The following is a 23935-nucleotide window of genomic DNA, read 5'->3' on the forward strand; positions in this document are numbered from 1 at the left end:
CCACAAAAATCACTGCCCTTGTAGCTCAGTGGTAGAGCACTCCCTTGGTAAGGGAGAGGCCACGTGTTCAATCCACGTCAAGGGCACCAGGATTTGTCCAGATTCCCGCCTGTTTTGGTATCCCCGATGCCTGACGTAACGGATAAGACAAGCATCTTGTCCACGCTGCGCGTTTGCGCGGCAGGAATGCAGGACACTCGCGGCGCGATGACAAGCGTCAGGATGCGAGAGCGCAGTAAAAGCTGGAGCGGTAGTTCAGTTGGTTAGAATACCGGCCTGTCACGCCGGGGGTCGCGGGTTCGAGCCCCGTCCGCTCCGCCAGAATTAAGAAAAAGGGTCCGATTCGTCGGACCCTTTTTCGTTCTATCAGAGTGCCTCCCCTGCGGGAGGCACGGTTTGGGGCTCGAAGGGTTTCGCTTGCAAGCGAAACCGCGGCCCGCGAAACGTGGGCGAGCCCCGTCCGCTCCGCCAGCATCAAGAAAAAAGGTCCGATTCGTCGGACCTTTTTTCGTTTCGCATCCGTCGTTCCCGCGAAAGCGGGAACCCATGCTGAGCCTCTTTAGCAGCTTCAATATGGATTCCCGCGTGCGCGGGAAGTCATTTCCGGCAATGCCGGAAAGTCATTTCCAGCAATGCTGGAAATGACGGCTCAGTAGACCCGTTCAATCGTCACCCCGCTCCGCTCAAGCAAAGCCGGCACGCTCCCCGTCCCCAGCAAATGCAGCACGCCGATCGCGGCCACGGTCCGGTCTTCGTCACGCAACAACTGCAGCAAGCGCTCGGCCAGGCCGACGTTTCTCTCCTTCAGCAGCACCTGGGTCACGAAGCGGCCGGACACGCTCCGGTCCGTCTCGCACCGCGCCGCCATCCGGTCGAGCGCCTGCCGGTCCGCCGTGCTCCAGGCCCGCACGACTTCCCGGGCCTCCGTGCGCTGGGCGCCGGATTCGATCGTGTCCATCATCTCTTCCAGAAACCGCCAGCGGTCCGGCGTCGGCAGGCGGTCCAGCAGCGCTAATTGGCCGCCCAATGATTCCAGCGCCAGCACCCGGACACGGTGCCGGCGCGCCTGGCGGGCCAGCCACGCATCGCTCGACAGGTCGGACCGGTACCCCTGGCGCGTGTATTCGGCCAGTGCCAGCATCGTCGCCAGCAGCACCGGTTTGAAGCTCAACATCGATGACGCGTCGAGGCCCCCCTGCTGCAACAGCCTGTCGAGACGCCGCTTCTGCTCGGGCGGCAGGCTGTCGTAGGCGGGATTGCCGGGCGCGAGCATGCCGTACGTGCGCAGCGCGTCCTGCAGGTCGGCACGCGGCTGGTCGGGATCGATCTCGAGCGCCAGCGTCGACGCCTCGGCCAGCGCGCCCGTGAGGCGGTCTTCGAGTGGATAGAAGTCCGGCAGGCCGACGTGCAAGGTGCCGAACAGATGCATCACGTGACCGTCCAGCGTGAGCCGGAACAGCGCACCGCGGTCGGTCGCGTGGGCGAGCGGCGTGGCCAGCAGGCATACCAGAATCAGGTGGAAGAAGCGGCGCATACGCATCCTCGCGGAAGTCATCCTCGACCCATTCTGGATCGACCCGACATCCCGGCATGCGATCTGGATCAGAGGAAGAACCGCGCTGCGTCATGCCGATATAATCTGGATTCCCTTGTCCGTTCCATTCCCACTGTGTCCAAGCTCCCCTCGCCTGTCTGGCTGTTCGACCTCGACAACACGCTGCACGATGCATCGCACGCGATCTTTCCGGCGATCAGCGCCAACATGAACACATACATCGCGCGCGTGCTCGGCGACGGCGTCACGCCCGCGAGCCAGGAAGCCGTCGACGCGGCCCGCATCGGCTACTGGAAGCGCTACGGCGCGACGCTGCTGGGCATGATCCGCCACCACCGCGTCGACGCGGCCGACTTCCTGCGCCAGACGCACGACATCGGCGCCCTGCACGAGCTGGTGCGCTACGAGCGCGGCCTGGAGCGCCTGCTGCGCCGCCTGCCGGGACGCAAGATCCTGCTGACGAACGCGCCGACCGCGTATTCGACGGGCGTCGTGCGCCACATCGGCCTGCAGCGCCAGTTCGCCCACCACGTCTCGATCGAGGACATGCGCGTGCACGGCCAGCTGCATCCCAAGCCGTCGAAGCTGATGCTGCGCCGCCTGCTGCGGCGCCACGGCGTGTCGGCGCGGCGCTGCATCCTCGTCGAGGACACACTCATCAACCTCAAGCGCGCCAAGCAGCTCGGCCTGCGCACGGCCTGGGTCACGCAATACCTGCGCTACAGCGATCCGATCGGCAAAGCCCCCCTGCCGAAGATGGTCAAACGCCCCGGTTACGTCGATGTCAAAGTAAAATCCGTTCTTCGGCTGCCCGCGCATCTGCGCCGGCTCGCACCTCGACACATCACGGAGAACCTCTAACAACATGGCAAGCACCAAGCCGGGCCAACGCAAGCAGCAGATCCTCCAGGCCCTGGCGGCCATGCTCGAACACCCGAAGGGCGAGAAGATCACGACGGCGGCGCTGGCCGCCCGGCTGACGGTGTCGGAAGCGGCCCTGTATCGCCATTTCGCCAGCAAGGCGCAGATGTTCGAGGGGCTGATCGAATTCATCGAGGGCACCGTGTTCACCCTGTTCAACCAGGTCGCCGAACGCGAGGACAACGGCGTCGCGCAGGCGCATGCGATGCTGCAGATCCTGCTGTCGTTCTCCGCCAACAATCCGGGCATGACGCGCGTGCTGATCGGCGATGCCCTCGTCGGCGAGGACGACCGCCTGGTCCTGCGCATGAACCAGTTCTACGACAAGGTCGAGCTGGCGTTCAAGCAGGCGCTGCGCGTGGCCAGCACGCAGGGCCACGGCCGCGAGGAAGACGTGGCCGCGCGCGCCGGAATGCTCGTCGCGTACGTGACGGGACGCTGGCACCGCTACGCCAAGAGCGGTTTCAAGCAGCACCCAGTCGAGAACAGCCCGCTGCAGCTGGCCCTCCTCCTCGCCGCCTGATATCGATCGCCATGGACGCCACCGTGTTCGCCCTGCTCGATGACGCGAGCCCCGAAGGCCATGCGCAGGCGCGCTCGCGCCTGTACGAGGGCTATGCGGGCGTGCTGGCATGCCAGCACGTGGAAGACTGGCCGCGCCTGCTGGACGGCGTGCAGGACGCCCTCGCGCGCGGCCTGCACGCCGTGCCGGTGCTCACCTATGAACTGGGCGAGCAGTTGCTCGGCATCGCAGCACCGCGCGAGCTGCACGCGCCGCTGGCCCAGGTGCTGCTGTTCGAACGCTACACGATGCTGGACGCGGCCGAGGTCGATGCCTGGCTCGCCGCGGACGAAGCCAGTGGCCCGGCCGGCATCGGCGCCGTGCGCGCCAACGTCGACGAGGCCACGTTCGCGCGGACCATCGACCGCATCCGCGACTACATCGCGGCCGGCGACACGTACCAGGTCAACTACACGTACCGTCTCCGCTTCGACGCCTTCGGCGCCATCAAACAGCTGTACGCGCGCCTGCGCGCACGCCAGCCGGTGCCCTACGGCGCGCTCGTCTCCCTGCCGGATGGCCGCGCGGTGCTGTCGCTGTCGCCGGAACTGTTCGTGCGCCATGACGCGGGCCGCCTGCTGGCGCGTCCGATGAAGGGCACGGCGCCCGCGGACCTGCACGACGATGTCGTGAACGCCGTGCGCGCGCAGCAGCTGGCCGCGGATCCAAAGAACCGCGCCGAGAACCTCATGATCGTCGACCTGCTGCGCAACGACCTGGGACGCATCGCGCGCACCGGCAGCGTGGGCGTGCCGGCGCTGTTCGAGGTGAAGCGCTACAGCAGCGTGCTGCAGATGACGTCCACCGTGCAGGCCCAGCTCGCGCCCGGCACCACCTTGCAGGACATCTTCGCCGCCTTGTATCCCTGCGGTTCGATCACGGGCGCGCCCAAGCGCCGCACGATGGAAATCATCCGCGAACTGGAACCGGCCGCGCGCGGCATCTACACGGGCGCGGTCGGGTGGATCGATCCGCCGGCGGGCAGCGGGTTCGGGACGCTGCAGCATGCGCGCTTCGGCGATTTCTGTTTATCCGTCCCGATCCGCACGCTGACCCTGCTGCCGGAACAGAATGGCGTGCGGCACGGCGAACTGGGTGTCGGTGCGGGCATCGTGTACGACAGCGACGCGGGCGCCGAGTTTGCCGAATGCCGGCTCAAGGCCGGCTTCCTCACGGGCCTGGCGAACGACTTCGAGATCTTCGAGACCATCCACGCCACGCGCGCGGACGGGTGCCGTCACCTGGAACGCCACCTTGCGCGCCTGGGTGCATCGGCCGCGTATTTCGGCCATCCGTTCAAGCCGGACCTGGCGCGTGCAGCCGTGGTGGAAGCGTGTGCCGCGCTGCCGGACGACGCCCCGCACCGCGTGCGGCTCGCGCTGCGTCCCGACGGCGAGATCGTCGTGCAGACGGGCGTGCTGGCGCCGCTGCAGGAACCGGTCGCCGTGCTGCTGGCGGACGCGCCCACGCGCGCGCACGACGTCTTCCTGCGCCATAAAACGAGCATCCGCAGCCGCTACGACGCCGCCTGGCGCGCGGCGGAAAGCGCGGGCGCCTTCGATACCCTGTTCTTCAACGAGCGCGACGAATTGACGGAGGGCGGCCGCAGCAACGTATTCGTGAAAATCGGCGGTCGCTGGTACACGCCGCCGCTGTCGTCCGGCGTGCTGCCCGGCGTGATGCGCGGCGTGCTGCTGGACGATCCGGCCTGGGGCGCGATCGAATGCCCGCTCACGCGCGAGAGCCTCGCGCGTGCGCAGGAGATCGTCGTCTGCAACGCGCTGCGCGGGCCGCTGCGCGCCGTGCTGCGCAAGTAAAAAGGGCCAGCACGAGGCCGGCCAAAACCGGCCAGTTACGGCCGGCACGCTTTTGGAGGAAGCGGGGATTCGGTGCTGCGGGCGTTCAGGCGGGGAGGTGCATCGTGGGACTCTTCTTCATTTGGATTCGATGAAGACAGTCTATTGAGCCACCTCAAAAAAATCGTTGATGTGCATCAAAATGCCCACGATGGGATGATTGGCGGACTCAGCCTTTGAGTGCCTGCTCGATCTTGCCGACGAGGGCAGGATCTTCCGGCGTCACCTTGCTCGGGAAGTAGTCGATGACTTTGCCGTTGCGGTCGATCAGGTATTTGTTGAAGTTCCACTTGGGCTGGTTGCCGGTCGCCTTGATCAGCTCCGAATACAGCGGATTGGCTTTATCGCCGGAGACGACGGTGCTCGTGAACATCGGGAACTTCACGCCGTACGTGTTGTAGCAAAGGTCGGCGATCTTCTTCGCGTCCGCGTCTTCCTGTTTAAAGTCGTTCGACGGGAAGCCCAGCACGACGAGGCCGTGCGGCGCGTACTTCGCGTACAGCTTTTCCAGGCCCTCGTACTGCTTGGTGAAGCCGCAGTAGCTGGCCGTGTTCACCACCAGCACGACCTTGCCGCTGTACTGGCACAGGTCCTGCGGCGCTTCGTCCTGCAGGCGGTTGAAGGTGTGCTTCAGCACGGCGGGGCAGCTGGCCGGATGGGCCGCAGGCTGGGCGGCCGGGGTCTGCGCCTGCGCGGGTGCCGCCGTCAGCGTGGAGAACGTCGCGGCGGCGCCGAGGGAAAGCAGCAAAGCGGTGGACTTGAGCATGGTCGGAAATCGCACGGGTTGGTGGATCTTCATTCTATGCCAATCGGCGCGGACCGGCAGGCTCACCCGTCGACTCAGTTGTCTATCCTTACCTTCGACATGTCCGCCTTCGGCTGAGGCCATTCGAGCTTCATGCCCTGCATCGTTTCCAGCATCAGGTGCGCGATGATCAGGTTGCGGTGCGTCTTCGAATCGGCCGGCACGATATACCACGGCGCGTGGTCGCAGTCCGTCGCGTTGATCGCATCGGCGTAGGCGCCCTGGTAGACGTCCCATTTCTCGCGCGCGGTGAGGTCGGCTGGGTCGAACTTCCAATGCTTCTCGGGATCGTCCAGGCGCGCCTGCAGGCGCTCGCGCTGCTCGTCCTTCGAGATGTGCAGGAAGACCTTCATGACCGTCGTCCCCGTCTCCGCCAGCATGCGTTCGAAGTCGCGGATGTGGGCGTAGCGGCGCTCGAGGTCCTTCCCGTCCAGCGTGCCGAGAATGCGCGGCACGAGCACGTCCTCATAATGGCTGCGGTTGAAGATGCCGATTTCTCCCTTGGCCGGCACGCGCGCGTGCACGCGCCAGAGGAAATCGTGGGCCTTTTCCTTCTCGGTCGGGGCCACGTAGCCGGTGGCGTGCAGGCCCATCGGATTGATCTGCGAGAACAGCGCGCGCACGGTGCCATCCTTGCCGGAGGTATCCATGCCCTGCAGGATCAGCAGCAGCTTCCGGTCGCGCGCGGCGTACAGCTTTTCCTGCAGCTTGGCCACTTCGGCCGTCAGCTCGGCAGTAAGCGCTCGCTCGCGCTCCTTGAGTTCGCCATTCTTGAGCTTGCCCTTCTTGTCGTCGCGCAGCGGGGTGGCGCCGGCATCCTTGTCGCGCAGTTCCAGGTTTTTCGGCGCGCGGAAGCGTTCCAGCATGCTCATGCGGCCTGTTCTCCCAGCTTGCGGTGTTCGATCAGCATGCAGTGGTTCATGACCACGTCCAGGCCGGCGGCACGGGCCAGGTCGGCGGCGACCTGGTTCTCGATGCCGAGCTGCATCCACAAGCAGCTGGCGCGCACGTCGATGGCGTCCTTGGCGATCGGCGGAATCTCTTCCGACTTGCGGAAGCAATCGACGATGTCGATGCGCGTGCCGGACGACGCCAGCGCGTCGGCCGCCTCCTGCAAAGTGCCGTAGACGGTCTCGCCGAGGATTTCCTGGCCGGCGTAGGCGGGGTTGACGGGGATGATGCGGTAGCCCTGCTTCTGCAGGTAGGTGGCGACTTCCAGGCTGGCGCGTTCGGGCTTGTTCGAGAGCCCGACGACGGCCACGGTCCGGGCGGCGCGGAGGATTTGTTCGATGGTTCGCATGCTAAGCCTGAGTTTGTCTTGTCGTTGACACTAGCTTATCAGGTTTGCATCATCAGACGGCGCAGGATACCGATTCGGGGTCAGAGCACATTTCGGCAAAAATTCGGGGTCAGAGCACATTTTTAAGAAATGGCTCTGAAGAACGCTTTGCGCGAGGGTCGCCATGCCGGGCGGGCTACCGGCATCGCTTACCAGGGCTTTGATTCGCAGAAGCCATTGTTCTAAAAAGTGCTCTGACCCCGAATTTCGCGATAAATGTGCTCTGACCCCGAATTTGGGCAATAAAAAAGGCAGCCAGAGGCTGCCTTTCTTTTGAGCGCTCGAACAACCAGCGATCAGCGTCCTTTATGACGCAGCTTGGCGATGGCCGCCAGCTGGGCGATCGCCGCCGCCAGTTCGGCTTGCGCCTTGGCGTAGTCGATCACCGAGTCCTTGTTGACCATCAGCTCTTCGGCCTTGCGCTTGGCTTCCTGGGCTTTCGCTTCGTCCAGGTCGGCGCCGCGGATCGCGGTGTCGGCGAGGACGGTCACGCCTTTCGGCTGGACTTCCAGGATGCCGCCGGCAACGAACACGAACTCTTCGTCGCTGCGGCCCGCCACCTTGATGCGCACGGCACCCGGGCGGATGCGCGTGATCAAGGGGGTATGCATCGGGTAGATACCCAGCTCACCCGCTTCACCCGGCAACGCGACGAATTCCGCTTCGCCCGAAAAGATCTGCTCTTCGGCCGAGACGACGTCAACGTGAATGGTATTTGCCATAAGTGTCCTTTGAAGAGGCTAGCTCTTAAGCAGCCAGCTTCTTGGCCTTTTCGATCGCTTCTTCGATGGTGCCGACCATGTAGAACGCCTGCTCCGGCAGGTGGTCCAGCTCGCCCGACGCGATCATCTTGAAGCCCTTGATCGTGTCTTTCAGCGAGACGTACTTGCCCGGTGCGCCCGTGAACACTTCGGCGACGTGGAACGGCTGCGACAGGAAACGCTGCATTTTACGTGCACGTGCGACGACCAGCTTGTCTTCCGGTGCCAGTTCGTCCATGCCCAGAATCGCGATGATGTCACGCAGTTCCTTGTAGCGCTGCAGGGTGCCCTGCACGGCGCGCGCGGTCGCGTAGTGCTCTTCGCCGACGACCAGCGGGTCCAGCTGGCGCGAGGTCGAGTCCAGCGGGTCCACTGCCGGGTAGATACCCAGCGAGGCGATGTCACGCGACAGAACGACGGTCGAGTCCAGGTGGGCGAAGGTCGTTGCAGGCGACGGGTCGGTCAAGTCATCCGCAGGGACGTACACGGCCTGGATCGACGTGATCGAACCGGTCTTGGTCGACGTGATGCGCTCTTGCAGACGGCCCATTTCTTCGGCCAGCGTCGGCTGGTAGCCCACGGCGGACGGCATACGGCCCAGCAGTGCCGACACTTCGGTACCGGCCAGCGTGTAACGGTAGATGTTGTCGACGAAGAACAGAACGTCTTTGCCTTCGTCACGGAACGCTTCCGCCATCGTCAGGCCGGTCAGCGCAACGCGCAGACGGTTGCCCGGCGGTTCGTTCATCTGTCCGTAGACCATCGCGACCTTCGAGTTGCCCAGGTTGTCCAGATCGACGACCTTTGCATCGGCCATTTCGTGGTAGAAGTCGTTACCTTCACGGGTACGCTCACCCACGCCGGCGAACACGGACAGACCCGAGTGCGCCTTGGCGATGTTGTTGATCAGTTCCATCATGTTCACGGTCTTGCCGACGCCGGCGCCGCCGAACAGGCCGACCTTACCGCCTTTGGCGAACGGGCAGACCAGATCGATCACCTTGATGCCGGTTTCCAGCAGGTCTTGCGACGGCGACAGCTCGTCGTAGGCCGGGGCGGTGCGGTGGATCGACGCGGTGCGTTCCTGGCTGACCGGACCGCGCTCGTCGATCGGGTTGCCCAGCACGTCCATGATGCGGCCCAGCGTGGCCGGACCCACCGGAACCATGATCGGGTTGCCGGTGTTCTGGATGGTCATGCCGCGACGCAGGCCTTCCGAGCTGCCCAGCGCGATGGTGCGGACGATGCCGTCGCCCAGCTGCTGCTGCACTTCCAGCGTCAGTTCGGAGCCTTCCATTTTCAGTGCGTCATACACCTTCGGCATGGCGTCGCGCGGGAATTCCACGTCAACCACCGCGCCGATACACTGAACGATTTTGCCATCAGCCATTTTCGTTCCTTCAGATATAGTTTTAATGTCGTTTCGTGAGGTCGCTACGTCGCTCAGCTGCTGATCGCAGCTGCGCCCGACACGATCTCGGAGAGTTCTTTGGTAATCGCCGCCTGGCGGGTCTTGTTGTAGACCAGCTTCAGCTCGCCGATGACGTTACCCGCGTTGTCGGTCGCGGCCTTCATTGCCACCATGCGCGCCGATTGCTCGGACGCCAGGTTCTCGGCCACCGCCTGGTAGATCAGCGCTTCCACGTAACGGACCAGCAGCTCGTCGATCACGACTTGCGCGTCCGGCTCGTAGATGTAGTCCCACGAGTGGGCGCCGCTGTCCGCTTCCAGGTGACCGGCCGGCAGCGGGAGCAGCTGCTCGATGACCGGTTCCTGGCGCATGGTGTTGATGAACTTGGTGTAGCACAGGTACACCGCGTCCAGCTGACCATCCTGGTAAGCGTCGAGCATGACCTTGATCGGGCCGATCAGCTTTTCCAGGTGCGGGGTGTCGCCGATCTGGGTGACGCTCGACACGACCTTCACGCCGACACGGTTCAGGAAACCCAGACCTTTATTGCCGATTGCAACGGCTTCAATGCGTTTGCCCGCGCTTTCCAGCTCGCGGGACTTCTGCGTCACCTGGCGCAGCACGTTGGTGTTCATGCCGCCGCACAGACCCTTGTCGGTCGTGACGACGATGAAGCCGACGGCTTTCGCCTCGACGTCCTTGGCTTGCGCCATGAACGCGTGGGTGTACTCCGGGTTCGCAGTGGCGAGGTTGGCCGTGATGTTACGGACCTTCTCGCTGTAGGGACGGGCGGCGCGCATCCGGTCCTGCGCCTTGCGCATCTTGGACGCGGCGACCATTTCCATCGCCTTGGTGATCTTCTTCGTATTTTCTACGCTCTTGATCTTGCCTCGTATCTCTTTGCCTGCTGCCATGAGCCCTTACTCCTTAAGTGGACGGGGATCGCTCCCCGTCCCGAGATCCATCAATAAGCCGGTCTTAGAACGACTTCTTGAAATCGGCGACGGCGGCGGCCAGCGCTGCTTCGCTGTCCTTGTCCAGTGCCTTGGTCTCTTCGATCTTCGACAGCAGCGCGCCGTGGCTCGACTTCAGGAAGCCGTGCAGGCCCGCTTCGAAGTCCAGCACGCGCTTGACGTCGATGCTGTCGAAGTAGCCCTTGTTGACGGCGAACAGCGAAGCGGCCATCAGCGAGATCGGCAGCGGCGAGTACTGCTTCTGCTTCAGCAGTTCGGTCACGCGCGCACCGCGGTCCAGCTGCTTGCGGGTCGATTCGTCCAGGTCCGATGCGAACTGCGCGAACGCGGCCAGTTCACGGTACTGTGCCAGGTCGGTACGGATACCGCCGGACAGGCCCTTGATGATCTTGGTCTGGGCTGCGCCACCGACGCGCGACACCGAGATACCCGCGTTGATCGCCGGACGGATACCGGCGTTGAACAGCGAGGTTTCCAGGAAGATCTGACCGTCGGTAATCGAGATCACGTTGGTCGGCACGAATGCCGAGACGTCGCCCGCTTGCGTTTCGATGATCGGCAGTGCGGTCAGCGAACCGGTCTTGCCGGTGACGGCGCCGTTGGTGAACTTCTCGACGTAGTCGGCGTTCACGCGTGCGGCACGCTCCAGCAGGCGGCTGTGCAGGTAGAACACGTCGCCCGGGTAGGCTTCGCGGCCCGGTGGGCGGCGCAGCAGCAGCGAGATCTGGCGGTATGCGACGGCCTGTTTCGACAGGTCGTCATACACGATCAGCGCGTCTTCGCCGCGGTCGCGGAAGTATTCGCCCATCGCGCAGCCCGAGTAGGCCGAGATGTATTGCATGGCAGCCGATTCGGACGCCGAAGCGGCGACGACGATCGTGTATTCCATCGCGCCGTGCTCTTCCAGCGAGCGCACGATGTTCTTGATGGTCGATGCCTTCTGGCCGATTGCGACGTACACGCAGGTGACGCCCTGGCCCTTCTGGTTGATGATCGCGTCGACAGCGACAGCCGATTTACCGGTCTGGCGGTCGCCGATGATCAGCTCGCGCTGGCCACGGCCGATCGGCACCATCGCGTCGATCGACTTGATACCGGTCTGCAGCGGCTGCGACACGGATTCGCGGGCGATCACGCCCGGGGCGATCTTTTCGATCGGCGAGGTCAGCTTGGCATCGATCGGACCCTTGCCGTCGATCGGCTGGCCCAGTGCGTTGACGACGCGGCCGCGCAGTTCCGGACCGACCGGCACTTCCAGGATGCGGCCCGTGGTCTTGACGGTGTCGCCTTCCGAGATGTTCTCGTAGGCACCCAGGATCACGGCGCCGACCGAGTCGCGCTCGAGGTTCATGGCGAGGCCGAAGGTGTTGCCCGGGAATTCCAGCATCTCGCCCTGCATCACGTCCGACAGACCATGGATGCGGCAGATACCGTCGGCGACGGAGATCACCGTGCCTTGGTTACGAACATCAGCCTGACCTTCGAGGCCCTGGATGCGGCTCTTGATCAGTTCGCTGATTTCAGACGAATTAAGTTGCATGAGTGCTAACTCCTAATAGTTTCTTGATGCGTAGGGCAAGTCCTGGACGCGGAGATGGTGCGACTTCTCAGGCGACCAGCGCGTTGTGCATCTGCTGCAGCTTCGCGCGGACCGAGGTATCGAGCACTTCATCGCCGACGACCACGCGCACGCCACCGATCAGCGACGGATCGACCACGACCGTGGGGTTCAGCTTGCGGCCAAATTTCTTTTCCAGCGTGGCAACCAGCTGGGTGAGCTGGTCGGCCGAAAGTTCAAACGCGCTGTGAATCGTCGCGTCGGCGGCGCCTTCCTGTGCATTCTTGAGCACAGCAAACTGGGCACCGATTTCCGGCAGCAGGGCAACGCGGCCGTTCTCGGCCAGCATCACGATAAAGTTCTTCGCTTCAGCATTCAGCGGCGACTTGACCAGGGACGCAATCGTATCGGCCAGCTGTGCTTGCTTGACGTTCGGATTGGCAGCAAATGCCTGCACATCCGGATTGGCACCGATCTGCGCCAGTTCCGCGACGGTGGCCGACCAGGCGGCCAGGTCGCCCTGCTGGGCGACGCGGAACAGTGCTTCGGCGTAAGGGCGGGCGACGGTTGCGAGTTCAGCCATGATCAGAGCTCGGTCGACAGGCGGTTCAGCAGGTCGGCGTGGGCCGCTGCATTGACTTCGCGCTTCAGGATCTGCTCGGCACCGGCGACGGCGAGGGTAGCCACCTGGCCACGCAGTTCTTCGCGCGCGCGGGTGATCTGCTGTTCCGCGTCGGCCTTGGCACCTTCGATGATGCGTGCGGCTTCGACGGATGCCTGCTGCTTGGCTTCTTCGATGATCGCTGCGGCGCGCTTTTCGGCGTCGGCGATACGCTTGGTGCTTTCGTCACGCGTTGCAGCCAGTTCGGCGGCAATGCGCTTTTCTGCGGCGGCCATTTCAGCCTTGCCACGGTCGGCGGCTGCCAGACCATTCGCGATCCTCTCGGCGCGCTCGTCGAGCGCTTTCATCAGCGGCGGCCACACGAATTTCATCGTGAAAACAACCAGGATGAAGAAGACCACGAACTGGGCAAACAAAGTTGCATTCAAGTTCACGGTGTATTCCTTCTCACAAAAACGGATGCCGAACCTGGGGGGTTCGGCTGTTCAGAACCGAATAATGATTCGATTAGGCGTGGAACGGATTTGCGAAAGCGAACAGCATGGCGATACCGACGCCGATCAGGAATGCCGCGTCGATCAGGCCAGCCAGCAGGAACATCTTGGTCTGCAGGGTGTTCATCAGTTCAGGCTGACGTGCCGAAGCTTCCAGGTATTTGCCGCCCATCAGAGCGATACCGATACAGGCACCGATTGCACCCAGGCCGATGATCAGACCGCAAGCCAGCGCAACGTAAGAATAGTCAGTCATTAGATTTACTCCAAAAGTATGTTAAAAAATTAAAAATTTACAACTTCTTTACTACCACTATCTTGTTCGTTCTTGCGATCGCGTCTGTCAGTGGCTCTCGTGGGCCTGACCGATGTAGACCAGCGTCAGCATCATGAAAATGAATGCCTGCAGGACAACGATCAGGATGTGGAAGATCGCCCAGACCGAACCCGCAATCACGTGACCGACGAAGCCGAACGCGGTTGCCATGGAGCCCAACAGGGCGATCAACAGGAACAACAGCTCGCCGGCATACATGTTGCCGAACAGTCGCATCGCGAGCGACACGGTACGGGCTGCATATTCGATGATGTTCAACAGCAGGTTGAACGGAGCCATGTAGATGCCGAACGGTGCAGCGAACAGCTCATGCACCCAGCCACCGACGCCTTTGACTTTCAGGTTGTAGTACAGGACCACGGCCAGCACGCCCAGCGCGATGCCCATGGTGCCGTTCAGGTCGGCGGTCGGGACGACGCGGTGGGTCGGGAACAGGTGCTCGACGCCGAGGACGCGGAACAGGGTCGAGAACAGGTCGACCGGCAGGAAGTCCAGCGAGTTCATCAGGGCGACCCAGACGAACACGGTCAGGGCCAGCGGTGCGATGAAGCTGCGGTCACCGTGGATAATGGATTTCGACTGGTCTTCGACCATCTCGACGATCATTTCGACGAAGGCCTGGAAACGGCCCGGCACACCCGCGGTCGCGTTGCGCGCGGCCAGCCACATGATCAGGCAGCCGACCACGCCGGCAAAGATCGACCAGAAAATGGTATCGATATTCCAGACGTGGAAATCGACGACGAAGCTCTGGTGACCTGCGGTCAGGTGGTGGAGGTGGTGCTGGATATATTCACTTGCGGTTGGCGCATGCTCCGCCGCGGTTTCTACCGTGTTCGTCATTGTTTATGCCCAAATAATAAAATGATGTAACTTTTTAGCGCCACGATGAACCCGCCCAGCAGGGCCAGCCAGTTCAGGCCGTGGTACAGCCGCGCCGTTGCGTACAGCAGCGCAAGCGTTAAAGCAATCTTTACAAATTCCCAGATGAAAAATGTGGCAGGGTTTGGACCGCCCATTTTTTGTGAACTGGCGAACAGGCGAAACGCCATGATGCCATTGGGCACGACACAACACATCCCGCCAAGTACCGCCGAAAACATCGCAGCCCACCCCCCAAGCAGTCCGGCGATCACGCCGGCCACAAGTGTTGCCAGGATTTGCAGGGAGACCAAGCGCAGCATTTTTCTGTTCTTTTCGCGCCAGCCGTAGTGGAACCGTGTAACGGTATGGTAATTACATGAATCAGCGGGATTATAAGGTGTTATCGGAGCCATAGTCAAACTCTTCGCTCCGCGCGCCCGCTTATATCGGGTGTAAAAACGACAAAATAAATTACCTGGAAACTGTTAAATTTCCTACGAAATGTTGTGTATTTGCGACTGTTGAGCCCGGTAAACCGATAGTTCCGGCCATGCATATACCGGCCGGCGCAGCCTGGTAGCGCGACCAGGGGCATGCTCACCGCCCTGCTCGATTTGCACCGCGGCAGTGAGGACGCTGTGCGCTGGGAGTGCGTGGCGCGTCGCCGTGGTGCATCCGTTGTGGATAAAAAAAATGCCGGGCGCGTGCCCGGCATCGGTGAAAACGTCGCGGCGTCAGGCGCGCAGGCGCGCAAGCACGGTGTCGAGGACGTCGAGGTCGGCGAAGTCGATGATCATCTGTCCCTTGCCCTTCGGCCCCATCTTGAACACGACGGGCGTCGCCAGGCGGTCCGACAGTTCTTCCTCGAGGCGCACGATGTCGCCCGATTTTTCCTTCTGGCGCGCCGCGACCGGCGGTGCGTTCTGCTCTTCCAGCGCGCGCGCGACCAGCTTTTCCGTCTCGCGCACGGACATGCGCCTGGCAATCACCTGGTTCGCCAGCGCGATCTGGCTGGCCGCGTCGACGGCCAGCAGCGCGCGTGCATGTCCCATGTCGATGTCGCCCGCCATCAGCATCGTCTGCACCGGTTGCGCCAGGTTCACGAGGCGCAGCAGGTTCGACACGGCGCTGCGCGAGCGGCCGACGGCGTGCGCCGCCTGCTCGTGGGTAAAACTGAATTCCGAGATCAGGCGCGCGATGCCCTGCGCTTCTTCCAGCGGGTTCAGGTCTTCGCGCTGGATGTTCTCGATCAGCGCCATCGCGGCGGCGTTCTGGTCGTCCACGTCGCGCACGAGGACGGGGATCTCGTCCAGTCCCGCCAGCTGGGCCGCGCGGAAGCGGCGTTCGCCGGCGATGATCTCGTAGCGCGCGCCGGACGGCGATACGTCGACGGGCCGCACGAGCACCGGCTGCATGATGCCCTGGGATTTGATCGACGCGGCCAGCTCGGCCAGCGAACCGTCGTCCATGCGCGTGCGCGGCTGGTATTTGCCGGCCTGGATCTGCCCGACCGGCAGCAGGGACGGCGCGCCGCTTGGCGCGGCCGGCGTCTCGGGAGCGTCTCCACCCAGCAGCGCGTCGAGACCGCGGCCGAGTCCTTTGAGTTTTTTGGTTGCCATGACGTTGATAAGTTCTGGTTACATAGTCTTGATGCGCTCGACCATCTCGGCACCGAAGGCGATGTAGGCCTGCGCGCCTTTCGAGGATGGATCGAACGTGACGCCCGGGATGCCGTACGACGGCGCTTCCGCCAGGCGCACGTTGCGCGGGATGATCGTCTTGAACACCTTGTCGCCGAAATGCTGCTCGAGCTGGGCCGACACCTGCTGCGACAGGGTCATGCGCGGATCGAACATCACACGCAGCAGGCCGATGATGCGCAGATCATGGTTCAGGTTCGCATGCACCTTCTTGATCGTGTTCACGAGATCGGACAGGCCTTCGAGCGCGTAATACTCGCACTGCATCGGGATGATGACGCCGTGCGCGGACACGAGGCCGTTCAGGGTCAGCATCGACAGCGCGGGCGGGCAGTCGATCAGGATGAAGTCGTAGTCGCCGTCGACCTTGGCCAGCGCTTCTTTCAGGCGGCGCTCGCGGTTTTCCAGTTCGACCATCTCCACTTCGGCACCGGCCAGTTCGCGGTTGGCGGGCAGGACGTCGAAGCGCCCTGCTTCGCTGCGCAGGCGCGCCGTGGCCACGTCGGCCTCGCCCAGCAGCACCTCATAGATGGACGAGGTCAGCCCCGCCTTGTTGATGCCCGCGCCCATGGTGGCATTGCCCTGCGGGTCGAGGTCGACCAGCAGCACGCGCTGGTTCAGCCTGGCGAGACCGGCGGACAGGTTCACGCTGGTGGTGGTCTTGCCGACCCCGCCCTTCTGGTTTGCTACGCAAAAAATTTTCGCCATGTATGCCTTTAACTGTCATACGGTTAATACCATTAAAACGGTTTATACGATTTATATGGTAATAACGGTATAAACTGTTTATACAGTTTATATTCTTGTGCCGGGACGGTAATGTTCGCGCGATTGTTTCACGTGGAACGTTCGATGAATACCAGGTGACGCTCGGCGCCCAGTCTCGGTACATCCAGCGGTTCCACCTTGTCGACCTTCCACTCTGCGGGTAACCGTTCCTGTTCGTCTTTCGGGGCCACCCCTTTCAGGGCGATATAGCGTCCGCCGTCTGCCAGCAGGTGCGAAGACCAGTTGACGAAATCCGACAGGTCGGCAAAAGCGCGTGAGGTGATGACGTCGAATTTGTCGCTCACCTGCAGTTGCTCCACGCGTGCCGTGTACACCGTGACGTTGGCCAGGCCCAGTTCCGCCTTCACCTGCGTAAGAAACGCCGTTTTTTTATGGACCGTGTCGATCATCGACACTTTCATGTCTGGCCGTACGATTGCCAGCACGATGCCCGGCAGACCGCCGCCGGAACCCACGTCCAGCACGTTATGCGCGGCCGCGAAGGCCGGCACGGCGGCCAGCGAATCCAGCAGATGGTGCGTGACCATCTGCATCGGGTCGCGCAGCGACGTCAGGTTATAGACGGCGTTCCACTTGAACATCAGGGCCAGGTAATTCATCAGCTTGTCCTGCTGGGCCGGACTCACGTCGAGACGCATCGCGGCAATGCCCTCGCCCAGCACGGCGGACAAGGCCGCTCGATCGAAATTCTTCATGCGGCCGATTCCTCGCTCGGGGCACTGGTAAAGCCTTTGGCGCCGCGTTTTTTCAGGTGCACGAGCAGCAACGAAATTGCCGCCGGCGTCACACCAGAAATGCGCGAGGCCTGCCCCAGCGTCTCCGGACGCTGTTTATCCAGCTTCTGACGCACTTCGATCGACAGCGCCGCGATCTCGAGATAGTTCAGGTTCTCGGGCAATTTCAGATTTTCATAATGATCGTGGCGTTCGACTTCGCGTGCCTGGCGGTCGATATAGCCCGAATACTTCAGCTGGATCTCGACCTGCTCCTTCACGGCCGGATCTGCCACGCCTGGGCCGCCCAGCGCCTGGCCATCGACGCCCTGCAGCGTGACCAGCTTGTCGTACTCGACACCCGGGCGGCGCAACAGGTCCGCCAGGTTGTATTCGCGCTCGATCGCTTGGCCGATCACGCGTTCGGACTCGGCCGCGGCAAGGATGCGCGGATTCACCCAGGTCGCGCGCAGGCGTTCCAGTTCGCGTGCGACGGCTTCGCGTTTGCGCTCGAACGCTTCCCACTGCGCATCGCCGACGACGCCCAGTTTGCGGCCGATCTCCGTCAGGCGCATGTCCGCGTTGTCTTCGCGCAGCGACAGACGGTATTCCGCGCGGCTCGTGAACATGCGGTAAGGCTCCGCGACGCCCTGCGTCGTGAGGTCGTCGACGAGCACGCCGAGATAGGCTTCCGAACGCGACGGCGTCCAAGCATCACGGCCTTGCGTCTGCAGCGCCGCATTGATACCGGCCAGCATCCCCTGGGCGGCCGCTTCTTCGTAGCCGGTGGTGCCGTTGATCTGGCCGGCGAAGAACAGGCCCTGGACGGCCTTCGTCTCCAGCGACGCCTTCAGGCCGCGCGGGTCGAAATAATCGTATTCGATCGCATAGCCGGGACGCAGGATGAACGCGTTTTCCAGGCCGCGCATCGAACGCACCAGGGCCAGCTGCACGTCGAACGGGAGGCTCGTCGAGATACCGTTCGGGTAGAACTCGTTCGTGGTGAGACCTTCCGGCTCGAGGAAGATCTGGTGCGATTCCTTGGCCGCGAAGCGGTGGATCTTGTCTTCGATCGACGGGCAATAGCGCGGGCCGACGCCCTCGATCACGCCCGTGTACATCGGGCTGCGGTCGAGACCGTTACGGATGATGTCGTGCGTCTGCGCATTCGTGTGCGTGACCCAGCACGGCAGTTGCTTGGGGTGCATCGCGGCATTCCCCATATACGAAAACACGGGGACCGGATCGAGGTCGCCCGGCTGTTCCGTCATCACGGAGAAGTCGATGCTGCGACCATCGATGCGCGGCGGCGTGCCCGTTTTCAGGCGGCCCTGCGGCAGCTTCAATTCCTTCAGGCGCGACGACAGCGACACGGCAGGCGGATCGCCCGCACGGCCGGCCGAGTAATTCTGCAAACCGACGTGGATCTTACCGTCGAGGAAAGTACCCGCCGTCAGCACGACGGCGCGCGCACGGAAGCGCAAGCCGATCTGCGTGACGGCGCCGACGACGCGGTCGCCTTCGACCATCAGGTCGTCGACGGCCTGCTGGAACAGCCACAAATTCGGCTGGTTTTCCAGGCGCGAGCGGATCGCCTGCTTGTACAGCATGCGGTCGGCCTGGGCACGCGTGGCACGCACTGCCGGGCCCTTCGAGGAGTTCAGGATACGGAACTGGATACCGGCTTCGTCGGTGGCGATGGCCATCGCGCCGCCCATGGCGTCCACTTCCTTGACGAGGTGGCCCTTGCCGATGCCGCCGATGGACGGGTTGCAAGACATCGCGCCCAGGGTTTCGATGTTATGAGTGAGCAACAGGGTCTTCTGGCCCATGCGCGCAGACGCGAGCGCCGCTTCGGTGCCGGCATGGCCGCCGCCAACGACGATCACGTCGAATTCAGTCGGAAATAGCATGATGGAGTGTGTTGCGAGGAGGATTAAGAAGGGATTATAGATTCTTTTTTCCATGCGGCTTCGGCTCGGCCGCGAAAACGACGATTTGTTTCACGTGAAACAATGCTGTGTTAGGCTTTTCGCCACACTCTCACTCGACCTTGTCGCCATGCCGAAACGCCGTCCTCTCACCTGTCTCCTGCTCGCCGCCAGCGCCACCGTCAGCGCGTATCCACGCTCGGATCTGCCGTCGACCACGTTCAGCCACAAGGACTGGGAACTTGTCTGTGACAACACGAGAACCTGTCGCGCAGCCGGTTACAACAAAGAAGACGACGGTCCGAACGCCACCATCCTGTTGACGCGTGCTGCCGGACCCCACCAGCCGGTCAAGGTCGAGCTGCAGCTGGCGGAAGATGAACGCCATCCGGCCCCCGACCAGCTTGCGATGAGCATCGACGGCCGCGCCGTCGGCATCGTCCGCATCGAACCGACATCGTCCACGCTCACGCTGAGCGATGCGCAAATGCGTGCACTACTGCCGGCCCTGCTAAAGGACGGGCGCATCGCCTGGACCGGCCAGGGCACGACATGGACTATCTCGACGGCGGGCGCGAATGCCGTGCTCCTCAAGATGGACGAATTCCAGGGCCGGCTCGATACGCTTGGCGCGCTGGTGCGGAAGGGCAGCAAACCGGAATCAAGTGTCCTGCCACCATCGCGCGCGCCAGAGATCGAGGCGGCGCCGGTCAGCCAGGACAAGAACCCCATCAAGCTTACCCCGGCGCAGACCCGCGAGATCAAGACCGCATTGCGCAAGACCGTGAAGGATGGCGATTGCGAACTGCTGGACTCTGCGTCCGAAACGGCGGGCCAGCTCGAGGTGCGTCCGCTCACGAAGGACAAACTGCTCGCGTCGCACGCCTGCTGGATCGCGGCGTACAACACGGGCGACGGCTACTGGGTCGTCAATAAGAAGCCGCCCTACTCAGCTGTCCTCGTCACCACGTCCGCCACGGATTACGATGACGGCGTCATTACCTCGTTCCAGAAAGGACGGGGCATTGCCGACTGCGTAGCAACCGCGGCCTGGACATGGGACGGCCGCACGTTTGCCCAGACCTCCGACAAAACATCCGGCATGTGCCGCCAGTTCACGCCCGGCGGCGCATGGGACTTACCGACGCTCGTGACAAACGTCCGAAAGTCGCGTTGACTGTTCCACGTGAAACAATTACCAGCCCAGCCGCTTGAACGTGTCGAACGCTGTCTTTACGATCAGCAGCCCGACGACGACGAGGAACAGCTTGCGCACGAAGCCGCTGCCATGCTTCAGCGCGAGCCGAGTCCCGACCAGTGAGCCTGCGATCTGGCACACGGCCATCAGCAGGCCAAGCTGCCACAGCAAATGGCCGCTGTAGCCGAACCAGATCAGCGCCGAGATATTGCAGGCGACGTTGACGATCTTCGCCGCCGCCGACGCGCTGAGGAAGTCGAACCCGAAGAAGCGGACGAACAGGAAGATCAGGAAGCTGCCGGTGCCGGGACCAAAGAAGCCGTCATAGAAACCGATGGCGGCGCCGATACCCATCGCCAGCAGCCGCTCCTTCATGCCGCTGTGGGCCGGCGCATGCACGGCGCCCAGGTCTTTCTTCTTGTACGTGTACACGGCCACCGCCACGAGGATCAGCGGTAGCAGACTCCTGACGAAATGGCCCGGCACGCGGGTCACCGTCCACGCACCGATGAACGACAGCGCGAATGCGGCGAGGGCCGCCGGCGCCGCCGTGCTCCAGGCGACCGTCACGCGCCGCGAGTATTTGACGGCCGCGACCGCCGTGCCAAACATCGCGGCCAGCTTGTTCGTACCCAGTAGCGTCGCCGGGACCTCACGAGGGAACATGGCGAACATCGCCGGGATCTGGATCAATCCTCCCCCACCGACCACAGCATCCACGAGACCGGCAACGAAGGCCGCGACGGCCAGCAGGGCAAAATCGAACATATTGAATCACGCGTAAAAGCGCTATTGTAGTCCGACACCCTTGTTGCGGCGCAACAAACTCAGACGGCCGCCGCCCGCCCCTCTTCCAGGAATTGCAGCAGCAGGCGGTTGACCTCGCCGGCTGCCGTCAATTGCAGCCAGTGATCCGCGCCGCGGATGCGCTCGAAACGAAATTCGCCGTCGACGTAGTGGGCAGAGTCGCGCATCTGCTTTTCGCCCAGGGCCGGGTCACGGTCGCTCCACAAGCCCATCACGGGCACCTTGACCTGGCGGTGTCCGCGCGGCAGGGCGAGACTCAGGTTGGCGCGGTAATAGTTCAGGGCGGCCGTCAGGCGGCCCGGCGGGGACAGGTCGCGCTTCCAGTGGTCGGCCTGGCCGGGCTCGTCCGTGAACTGGCGCATGATGAACCAGTCGGCGGCGCGCAGCGTATGCTCGGCGATGCCCGGCATGATGAAGCCGAGGATATAAGTCATGCGCAAGCGCTGCAGGATGCCGGCGCGGGCGATGGCGTACGGATGGCCGGTGGACATCGCCACGTAGCGGTGCACGCGCTCCGGTGCCAGCGCAGCGATCTGCCAGCCGATGATGCCGCCCCAGTCGTGGCCGACGAGGAAGACTTTATCGATGTGCAGGGCGTCGAGCAGGCCCAGCACGTCGCCGCGCAACTTGTCCATCGTGTAGTCGAAGACGCCGCCCGGCGCGTCGCTGCGGCCGTAGCCGCGCAGGTCGGGCGCCAGCACGCGGAAGCCCGCGGCGGCCAGGACGGGAACCTGCTTGCGCCAGACGAGGTGCGTGTCGGGAAAACCGTGCAAGAGCAACACGGCCGGTCCCTGCCCCGTCGTCGTCGTGTGGATGCGGATGCCGTTCACGTCCAGCATGAGGGATTCGTCGATCACGTGCGTCTCCTTGAAACCGGAGCGTGGAGCACCGCCGCGATCTCGCCGACGATACCCCGGCGGAACAACAACACGCAGGCAACAAAGATGAGGCCGGTGACGATGCCCACCGATTCTCCGAGTGATGCGAACCATTCTACATGCGTCTTCTCGGCCAGGAAGTTCCCCAGGTCGCCCAGCTTATTTTCCAGCGCGACGATGAGGAAGGCGCCGAGGATCGGGCCCGCGAGGGTGCCCATGCCGCCGACCAGGGTCATCAGGATGACGAGGCCGGACATCGTCCAGTGCACGTCCGTCAGCGTCTCGAAGCCGAGCACGACTGTCTTGGTCGCGCCCGCCAGGCCGGCCAGCGCGGCCGACAGCACGAAGGCGACGAGCTTGTAGCGATCGACGTCGTAACCCAGAGAAATGGCGCGCGCCTCGTTTTCCTTGATCGCCTTCAGGACTTGCCCGAACGGCGAATGCACCGTGCGCACGATCAGGGCAAAGCCGGCCACGCAGATCGCCAGCACGACGTAGTACAAGGTCAGGTCGTTGCCCAGGTCGATGCTGCCCAGCAGCCGGCCGCGCGGGACGCCCTGCAGCCCGTCCTCGCCATGCGTGAACGGCGCGCGCAGCGCGGCGAAATACACCATCTGCGCGAGCGCCAGGGTGATCATCGAAAAATAGATGCCCTGGCGCCGGATGGCCAACAGCCCCATGACGAAACCCAGCGCCGCGGCCGCCAGCACGCCCAGCACGAGCGCCACCTCGAACGGCAAGCTGAGCACCGCCAGCGCGTGGCCCGTGACATAGCCGGCGCCGCCGAAGAACGCCGCATGGCCAAACGACAGTAACCCCGTGTAGCCGATCAGGAGGTTGAAGGCGCAGGCGAACAGCCCGAAGCACAGCAGCTTCATCAGGAAGATCGGGTAGCCCACGAACGGGGCCGCCAGCGCCACCAGCAGTGCAAGGCCGTAGCCGAGTGTTCTGTTCATGGTCATCGCCTCATTTTTCTTTACCGAACAGGCCGGCGGGACGCAGCAGCAGCACGATCACCATCACGACGAACACGACCACTTCCGACGCTTCCGGATAAAACACGCGCGTCAGCCCCTCGATGACGCCCAGCGCCAGGCCGGTGACGATGGAACCGAGGATCGACCCCATGCCGCCGATCACGACGACGGCGAACACGACGATGATCAGATTGGACCCCATCAGCGGCGTGACGTTGATGACGGGCGCCGCCAGCACGCCGGCAAAGCCCGCCAGCGCGACGCCGAAGCCGTAGGTCAATGTCACCATCAACGGGACGTTGACGCCGAACGCTTCGACCAGTTTCGGGTTCTCCGTGCCCGCGCGCAGGTAGGCGCCCAACCGCGTTTTTTCGATCGTGAACCAGGTCGCCAGGCACACGACGAGGGAGGCGAACACGACCCACGCGCGATAATTCGGCAGGATCATGAAGCCGAGATCGGTGGCGCCGGACAGCGCTTCCGGCACGTCGAGCGTCTGGCCGGACACGCCGAAGAACGAACGGAACACGCCTTCCAGCAGCAAGGTGATGCCGAAGGTCAGCAGCAGGCCGTACAGGTGATCGAACTTGTAGAGCCAGCGCAGCATCGTCTTTTCGAAAAGGATGCCGAACGCGCCGACGATGAGTGGCGCCAGCACGAGCATCGCCCAGTAGTTCAGCCCGAACGACGTGACGCCGATGTACGCGGCGAACGCGCCCATCATGTACAGCGCGCCGTGCGAGAAATTGATCACGTTGAGCAGGCCGAAGATGACGGCCAGGCCCAGCGACAGCATCGCGTAGAACGAACCGTTCACCAGGCCCAGCAGCAGCTGGCTCATCATCGCCTGCAGGGGGACGCCGAAAATTTCCATATGACGTGC

At 63.3% G+C, this 23935-nt stretch carries 25 protein-coding genes and 2 tRNA genes; 6 read left to right on the forward strand and 21 right to left on the reverse strand.

The window, feature by feature from the left end; genetic code table 11:
• Positions 1–14 precede the first annotated feature (14 nt).
• Both ACEN9H_RS30155 and ACEN9H_RS30160 read left to right on the forward strand, forming a co-directional pair.
• Positions 15–89: transfer RNA gene (locus tag ACEN9H_RS30155), tRNA-Thr, on the forward strand.
• 155 nt (positions 90–244) lie between these two features.
• Positions 245–321: transfer RNA gene (locus ACEN9H_RS30160), tRNA-Asp, on the forward strand.
• Between the two features lie 328 nt (positions 322–649).
• Here ACEN9H_RS30160 and ACEN9H_RS30165 read toward each other — a convergent pair.
• A complete protein-coding gene (locus tag ACEN9H_RS30165; RefSeq protein WP_413673115.1) occupies positions 650–1540 on the reverse strand; it encodes a TraB/GumN family protein in 891 nt (296 codons plus the stop codon).
• 120 nt (positions 1541–1660) lie between these two features.
• On the opposite strand from ACEN9H_RS30165, the gene ACEN9H_RS30170 reads away from it, so the two are divergent.
• From ACEN9H_RS30170 to ACEN9H_RS30180, 3 genes are read left to right on the forward strand one after another with little or no spacing between them, the layout of a single operon-like run.
• On the forward strand, positions 1661–2416 hold the full coding sequence (locus ACEN9H_RS30170; protein WP_413675649.1) for an HAD-IA family hydrolase: 756 nt from the start codon (positions 1661–1663) through the stop codon (positions 2414–2416).
• Between the two features lie 4 nt (positions 2417–2420).
• Positions 2421–2999 (forward strand): nucleoid occlusion factor SlmA, encoded by a 579-nt coding sequence (slmA, locus tag ACEN9H_RS30175; RefSeq protein ID WP_056133876.1) that lies wholly within the window; start codon positions 2421–2423, stop codon positions 2997–2999.
• A gap of 11 nt (positions 3000–3010) precedes the next feature.
• Complete coding sequence (locus ACEN9H_RS30180) at positions 3011–4855, forward strand: chorismate-binding protein (protein ID WP_413673116.1); 1845 nt, start codon at positions 3011–3013, stop codon at positions 4853–4855.
• 208 nt (positions 4856–5063) lie between these two features.
• Here the strand turns inward: ACEN9H_RS30180 and ACEN9H_RS30185 are convergent, their stop codons facing one another.
• The 16 genes from ACEN9H_RS30185 to mnmG all read right to left on the reverse strand — a co-directional run bounded on the left by ACEN9H_RS30185 (position 5064) and on the right by mnmG (position 19174).
• Positions 5064–5660 carry a glutathione peroxidase gene (locus tag ACEN9H_RS30185; RefSeq protein ID WP_413673117.1) on the reverse strand — a complete coding sequence of 199 codons (597 nt, stop codon included), beginning with the start codon at positions 5658–5660 and terminating at the stop codon, positions 5064–5066.
• 74 nt (positions 5661–5734) lie between these two features.
• Positions 5735–6571, reverse strand: coding sequence for a PPK2 family polyphosphate kinase (locus ACEN9H_RS30190; protein WP_371764109.1), 837 nt, complete (start codon positions 6569–6571; stop codon positions 5735–5737).
• Positions 6568–6999, reverse strand: coding sequence for a CoA-binding protein (locus ACEN9H_RS30195; protein WP_413673118.1), 432 nt, complete (start codon positions 6997–6999; stop codon positions 6568–6570). The genes ACEN9H_RS30190 and ACEN9H_RS30195 overlap by 4 nt, the downstream gene beginning before the upstream one ends.
• Positions 7000–7334: 335 nt before the next feature.
• On the reverse strand, positions 7335–7760 hold the full coding sequence (locus ACEN9H_RS30200) for a F0F1 ATP synthase subunit epsilon (RefSeq protein WP_056133860.1): 426 nt from the start codon (positions 7758–7760) through the stop codon (positions 7335–7337).
• A 25-nt stretch (positions 7761–7785) separates the two neighbouring features.
• Positions 7786–9189, reverse strand: a complete 1404-nt coding sequence (gene atpD, locus ACEN9H_RS30205; protein ID WP_056133857.1) for a F0F1 ATP synthase subunit beta — start codon at positions 9187–9189, stop codon at positions 7786–7788.
• 53 nt (positions 9190–9242) lie between these two features.
• Complete coding sequence (atpG, locus tag ACEN9H_RS30210; protein ID WP_056133854.1) at positions 9243–10124, reverse strand: F0F1 ATP synthase subunit gamma; 882 nt, start codon at positions 10122–10124, stop codon at positions 9243–9245.
• A 64-nt stretch (positions 10125–10188) separates the two neighbouring features.
• A complete protein-coding gene (gene atpA / locus ACEN9H_RS30215) occupies positions 10189–11724 on the reverse strand; it encodes a F0F1 ATP synthase subunit alpha (RefSeq protein WP_056133851.1) in 1536 nt (511 codons plus the stop codon).
• Positions 11725–11791: 67 nt separating this feature from the next.
• A complete protein-coding gene (locus tag ACEN9H_RS30220) occupies positions 11792–12325 on the reverse strand; it encodes a F0F1 ATP synthase subunit delta (RefSeq protein WP_056133848.1) in 534 nt (177 codons plus the stop codon).
• Positions 12326–12327: 2 nt separating this feature from the next.
• The gene (locus ACEN9H_RS30225; protein WP_056133845.1) at positions 12328–12798 is read right to left on the reverse strand and encodes a F0F1 ATP synthase subunit B; all 471 of its coding nucleotides are present in this window, start codon (positions 12796–12798) and stop codon (positions 12328–12330) included.
• A gap of 73 nt (positions 12799–12871) precedes the next feature.
• Complete coding sequence (atpE, locus tag ACEN9H_RS30230; RefSeq protein ID WP_056133842.1) at positions 12872–13114, reverse strand: F0F1 ATP synthase subunit C; 243 nt, start codon at positions 13112–13114, stop codon at positions 12872–12874.
• 87 nt (positions 13115–13201) lie between these two features.
• Positions 13202–14038: a F0F1 ATP synthase subunit A gene (gene atpB / locus ACEN9H_RS30235; RefSeq protein ID WP_056133839.1), complete on the reverse strand. Its 837-nt coding sequence runs from the start codon at positions 14036–14038 to the stop codon at positions 13202–13204.
• Positions 14035–14379, reverse strand: a complete 345-nt coding sequence (locus ACEN9H_RS30240; RefSeq protein ID WP_056133835.1) for an ATP synthase subunit I — start codon at positions 14377–14379, stop codon at positions 14035–14037. Before ACEN9H_RS30240 ends, atpB begins: the two co-directional genes overlap by 4 nt.
• A gap of 414 nt (positions 14380–14793) precedes the next feature.
• A complete protein-coding gene (locus ACEN9H_RS30245; RefSeq protein WP_413673119.1) occupies positions 14794–15678 on the reverse strand; it encodes a ParB/RepB/Spo0J family partition protein in 885 nt (294 codons plus the stop codon).
• An 18-nt stretch (positions 15679–15696) separates the two neighbouring features.
• Positions 15697–16467 (reverse strand): ParA family protein, encoded by a 771-nt coding sequence (locus tag ACEN9H_RS30250; RefSeq protein WP_413673120.1) that lies wholly within the window; start codon positions 16465–16467, stop codon positions 15697–15699.
• Positions 16468–16595: 128 nt separating this feature from the next.
• Positions 16596–17243, reverse strand: coding sequence for a 16S rRNA (guanine(527)-N(7))-methyltransferase RsmG (gene rsmG, locus ACEN9H_RS30255; RefSeq protein WP_413673121.1), 648 nt, complete (start codon positions 17241–17243; stop codon positions 16596–16598).
• Positions 17240–19174 carry a tRNA uridine-5-carboxymethylaminomethyl(34) synthesis enzyme MnmG gene (mnmG, locus tag ACEN9H_RS30260; RefSeq protein ID WP_413673122.1) on the reverse strand — a complete coding sequence of 645 codons (1935 nt, stop codon included), beginning with the start codon at positions 19172–19174 and terminating at the stop codon, positions 17240–17242. The genes rsmG and mnmG overlap by 4 nt, the downstream gene beginning before the upstream one ends.
• A gap of 148 nt (positions 19175–19322) precedes the next feature.
• Here mnmG and ACEN9H_RS30265 point away from each other — a divergent pair, with 148 nt between their 5' ends.
• Complete coding sequence (locus tag ACEN9H_RS30265) at positions 19323–20369, forward strand: DUF1176 domain-containing protein (protein WP_413673123.1); 1047 nt, start codon at positions 19323–19325, stop codon at positions 20367–20369.
• 18 nt (positions 20370–20387) lie between these two features.
• Here ACEN9H_RS30265 and ACEN9H_RS30270 read toward each other — a convergent pair whose 3' ends face one another.
• The 4 genes from ACEN9H_RS30270 to ACEN9H_RS30285 are packed head-to-tail and all read right to left on the reverse strand — an operon-like array spanning position 20388 to position 23926.
• On the reverse strand, positions 20388–21158 hold the full coding sequence (locus tag ACEN9H_RS30270; protein WP_413673124.1) for a sulfite exporter TauE/SafE family protein: 771 nt from the start codon (positions 21156–21158) through the stop codon (positions 20388–20390).
• A gap of 59 nt (positions 21159–21217) precedes the next feature.
• On the reverse strand, positions 21218–22054 hold the full coding sequence (locus ACEN9H_RS30275; protein ID WP_371764100.1) for an alpha/beta fold hydrolase: 837 nt from the start codon (positions 22052–22054) through the stop codon (positions 21218–21220).
• Complete coding sequence (locus ACEN9H_RS30280) at positions 22051–23031, reverse strand: branched-chain amino acid ABC transporter permease (RefSeq protein ID WP_413673125.1); 981 nt, start codon at positions 23029–23031, stop codon at positions 22051–22053. The genes ACEN9H_RS30275 and ACEN9H_RS30280 overlap by 4 nt, the downstream gene beginning before the upstream one ends.
• A 10-nt stretch (positions 23032–23041) precedes the next feature.
• A complete protein-coding gene (locus tag ACEN9H_RS30285) occupies positions 23042–23926 on the reverse strand; it encodes a branched-chain amino acid ABC transporter permease (RefSeq protein ID WP_413673126.1) in 885 nt (294 codons plus the stop codon).
• Positions 23927–23935 lie beyond the last annotated feature (9 nt).

The organism is Massilia cellulosiltytica (assembly GCF_047325105.1).
Lineage (GTDB): Bacteria > Pseudomonadota > Gammaproteobacteria > Burkholderiales > Burkholderiaceae_D > Telluria > Telluria orientalis.

Bases quoted from the DNA above. Each gene is read 5' to 3' on its own strand.
- ACEN9H_RS30190 (WP_371764109.1), bottom strand. From the start codon at position 6,571: ATGAGCATGCTGGAACGCTTCCGCGCGCCGAAAAACCTGGAACTGCGC.
- slmA (WP_056133876.1), top strand. From the start codon at position 2,421: ATGGCAAGCACCAAGCCGGGCCAACGCAAGCAGCAGATCCTCCAGGCC.
- atpD (WP_056133857.1), bottom strand. From the start codon at position 9,189: ATGGCTGATGGCAAAATCGTTCAGTGTATCGGCGCGGTGGTTGACGTG.
- ACEN9H_RS30280 (WP_413673125.1), bottom strand. From the start codon at position 23,031: ATGAACAGAACACTCGGCTACGGCCTTGCACTGCTGGTGGCGCTGGCG.
- ACEN9H_RS30265 (WP_413673123.1), top strand. From the start codon at position 19,323: ATGCCGAAACGCCGTCCTCTCACCTGTCTCCTGCTCGCCGCCAGCGCC.
- atpE (WP_056133842.1), bottom strand. From the start codon at position 13,114: ATGACTGACTATTCTTACGTTGCGCTGGCTTGCGGTCTGATCATCGGC.
- ACEN9H_RS30245 (WP_413673119.1), bottom strand. From the start codon at position 15,678: ATGGCAACCAAAAAACTCAAAGGACTCGGCCGCGGTCTCGACGCGCTG.
- ACEN9H_RS30185 (WP_413673117.1), bottom strand. From the start codon at position 5,660: ATGCTCAAGTCCACCGCTTTGCTGCTTTCCCTCGGCGCCGCCGCGACG.
- rsmG (WP_413673121.1), bottom strand. From the start codon at position 17,243: ATGAAGAATTTCGATCGAGCGGCCTTGTCCGCCGTGCTGGGCGAGGGC.
- atpB (WP_056133839.1), bottom strand. From the start codon at position 14,038: ATGACGAACACGGTAGAAACCGCGGCGGAGCATGCGCCAACCGCAAGT.
- ACEN9H_RS30200 (WP_056133860.1), bottom strand. From the start codon at position 7,760: ATGGCAAATACCATTCACGTTGACGTCGTCTCGGCCGAAGAGCAGATC.
- ACEN9H_RS30220 (WP_056133848.1), bottom strand. From the start codon at position 12,325: ATGGCTGAACTCGCAACCGTCGCCCGCCCTTACGCCGAAGCACTGTTC.
- ACEN9H_RS30270 (WP_413673124.1), bottom strand. From the start codon at position 21,158: ATGTTCGATTTTGCCCTGCTGGCCGTCGCGGCCTTCGTTGCCGGTCTC.
- atpG (WP_056133854.1), bottom strand. From the start codon at position 10,124: ATGGCAGCAGGCAAAGAGATACGAGGCAAGATCAAGAGCGTAGAAAAT.
- ACEN9H_RS30285 (WP_413673126.1), bottom strand. From the start codon at position 23,926: ATGGAAATTTTCGGCGTCCCCCTGCAGGCGATGATGAGCCAGCTGCTG.
- ACEN9H_RS30250 (WP_413673120.1), bottom strand. From the start codon at position 16,467: ATGGCGAAAATTTTTTGCGTAGCAAACCAGAAGGGCGGGGTCGGCAAG.
- atpA (WP_056133851.1), bottom strand. From the start codon at position 11,724: ATGCAACTTAATTCGTCTGAAATCAGCGAACTGATCAAGAGCCGCATC.
- ACEN9H_RS30240 (WP_056133835.1), bottom strand. From the start codon at position 14,379: ATGCTGCGCTTGGTCTCCCTGCAAATCCTGGCAACACTTGTGGCCGGC.
- mnmG (WP_413673122.1), bottom strand. From the start codon at position 19,174: ATGCTATTTCCGACTGAATTCGACGTGATCGTCGTTGGCGGCGGCCAT.
- ACEN9H_RS30165 (WP_413673115.1), bottom strand. From the start codon at position 1,540: ATGCGTATGCGCCGCTTCTTCCACCTGATTCTGGTATGCCTGCTGGCC.
- ACEN9H_RS30195 (WP_413673118.1), bottom strand. From the start codon at position 6,999: ATGCGAACCATCGAACAAATCCTCCGCGCCGCCCGGACCGTGGCCGTC.
- ACEN9H_RS30180 (WP_413673116.1), top strand. From the start codon at position 3,011: ATGGACGCCACCGTGTTCGCCCTGCTCGATGACGCGAGCCCCGAAGGC.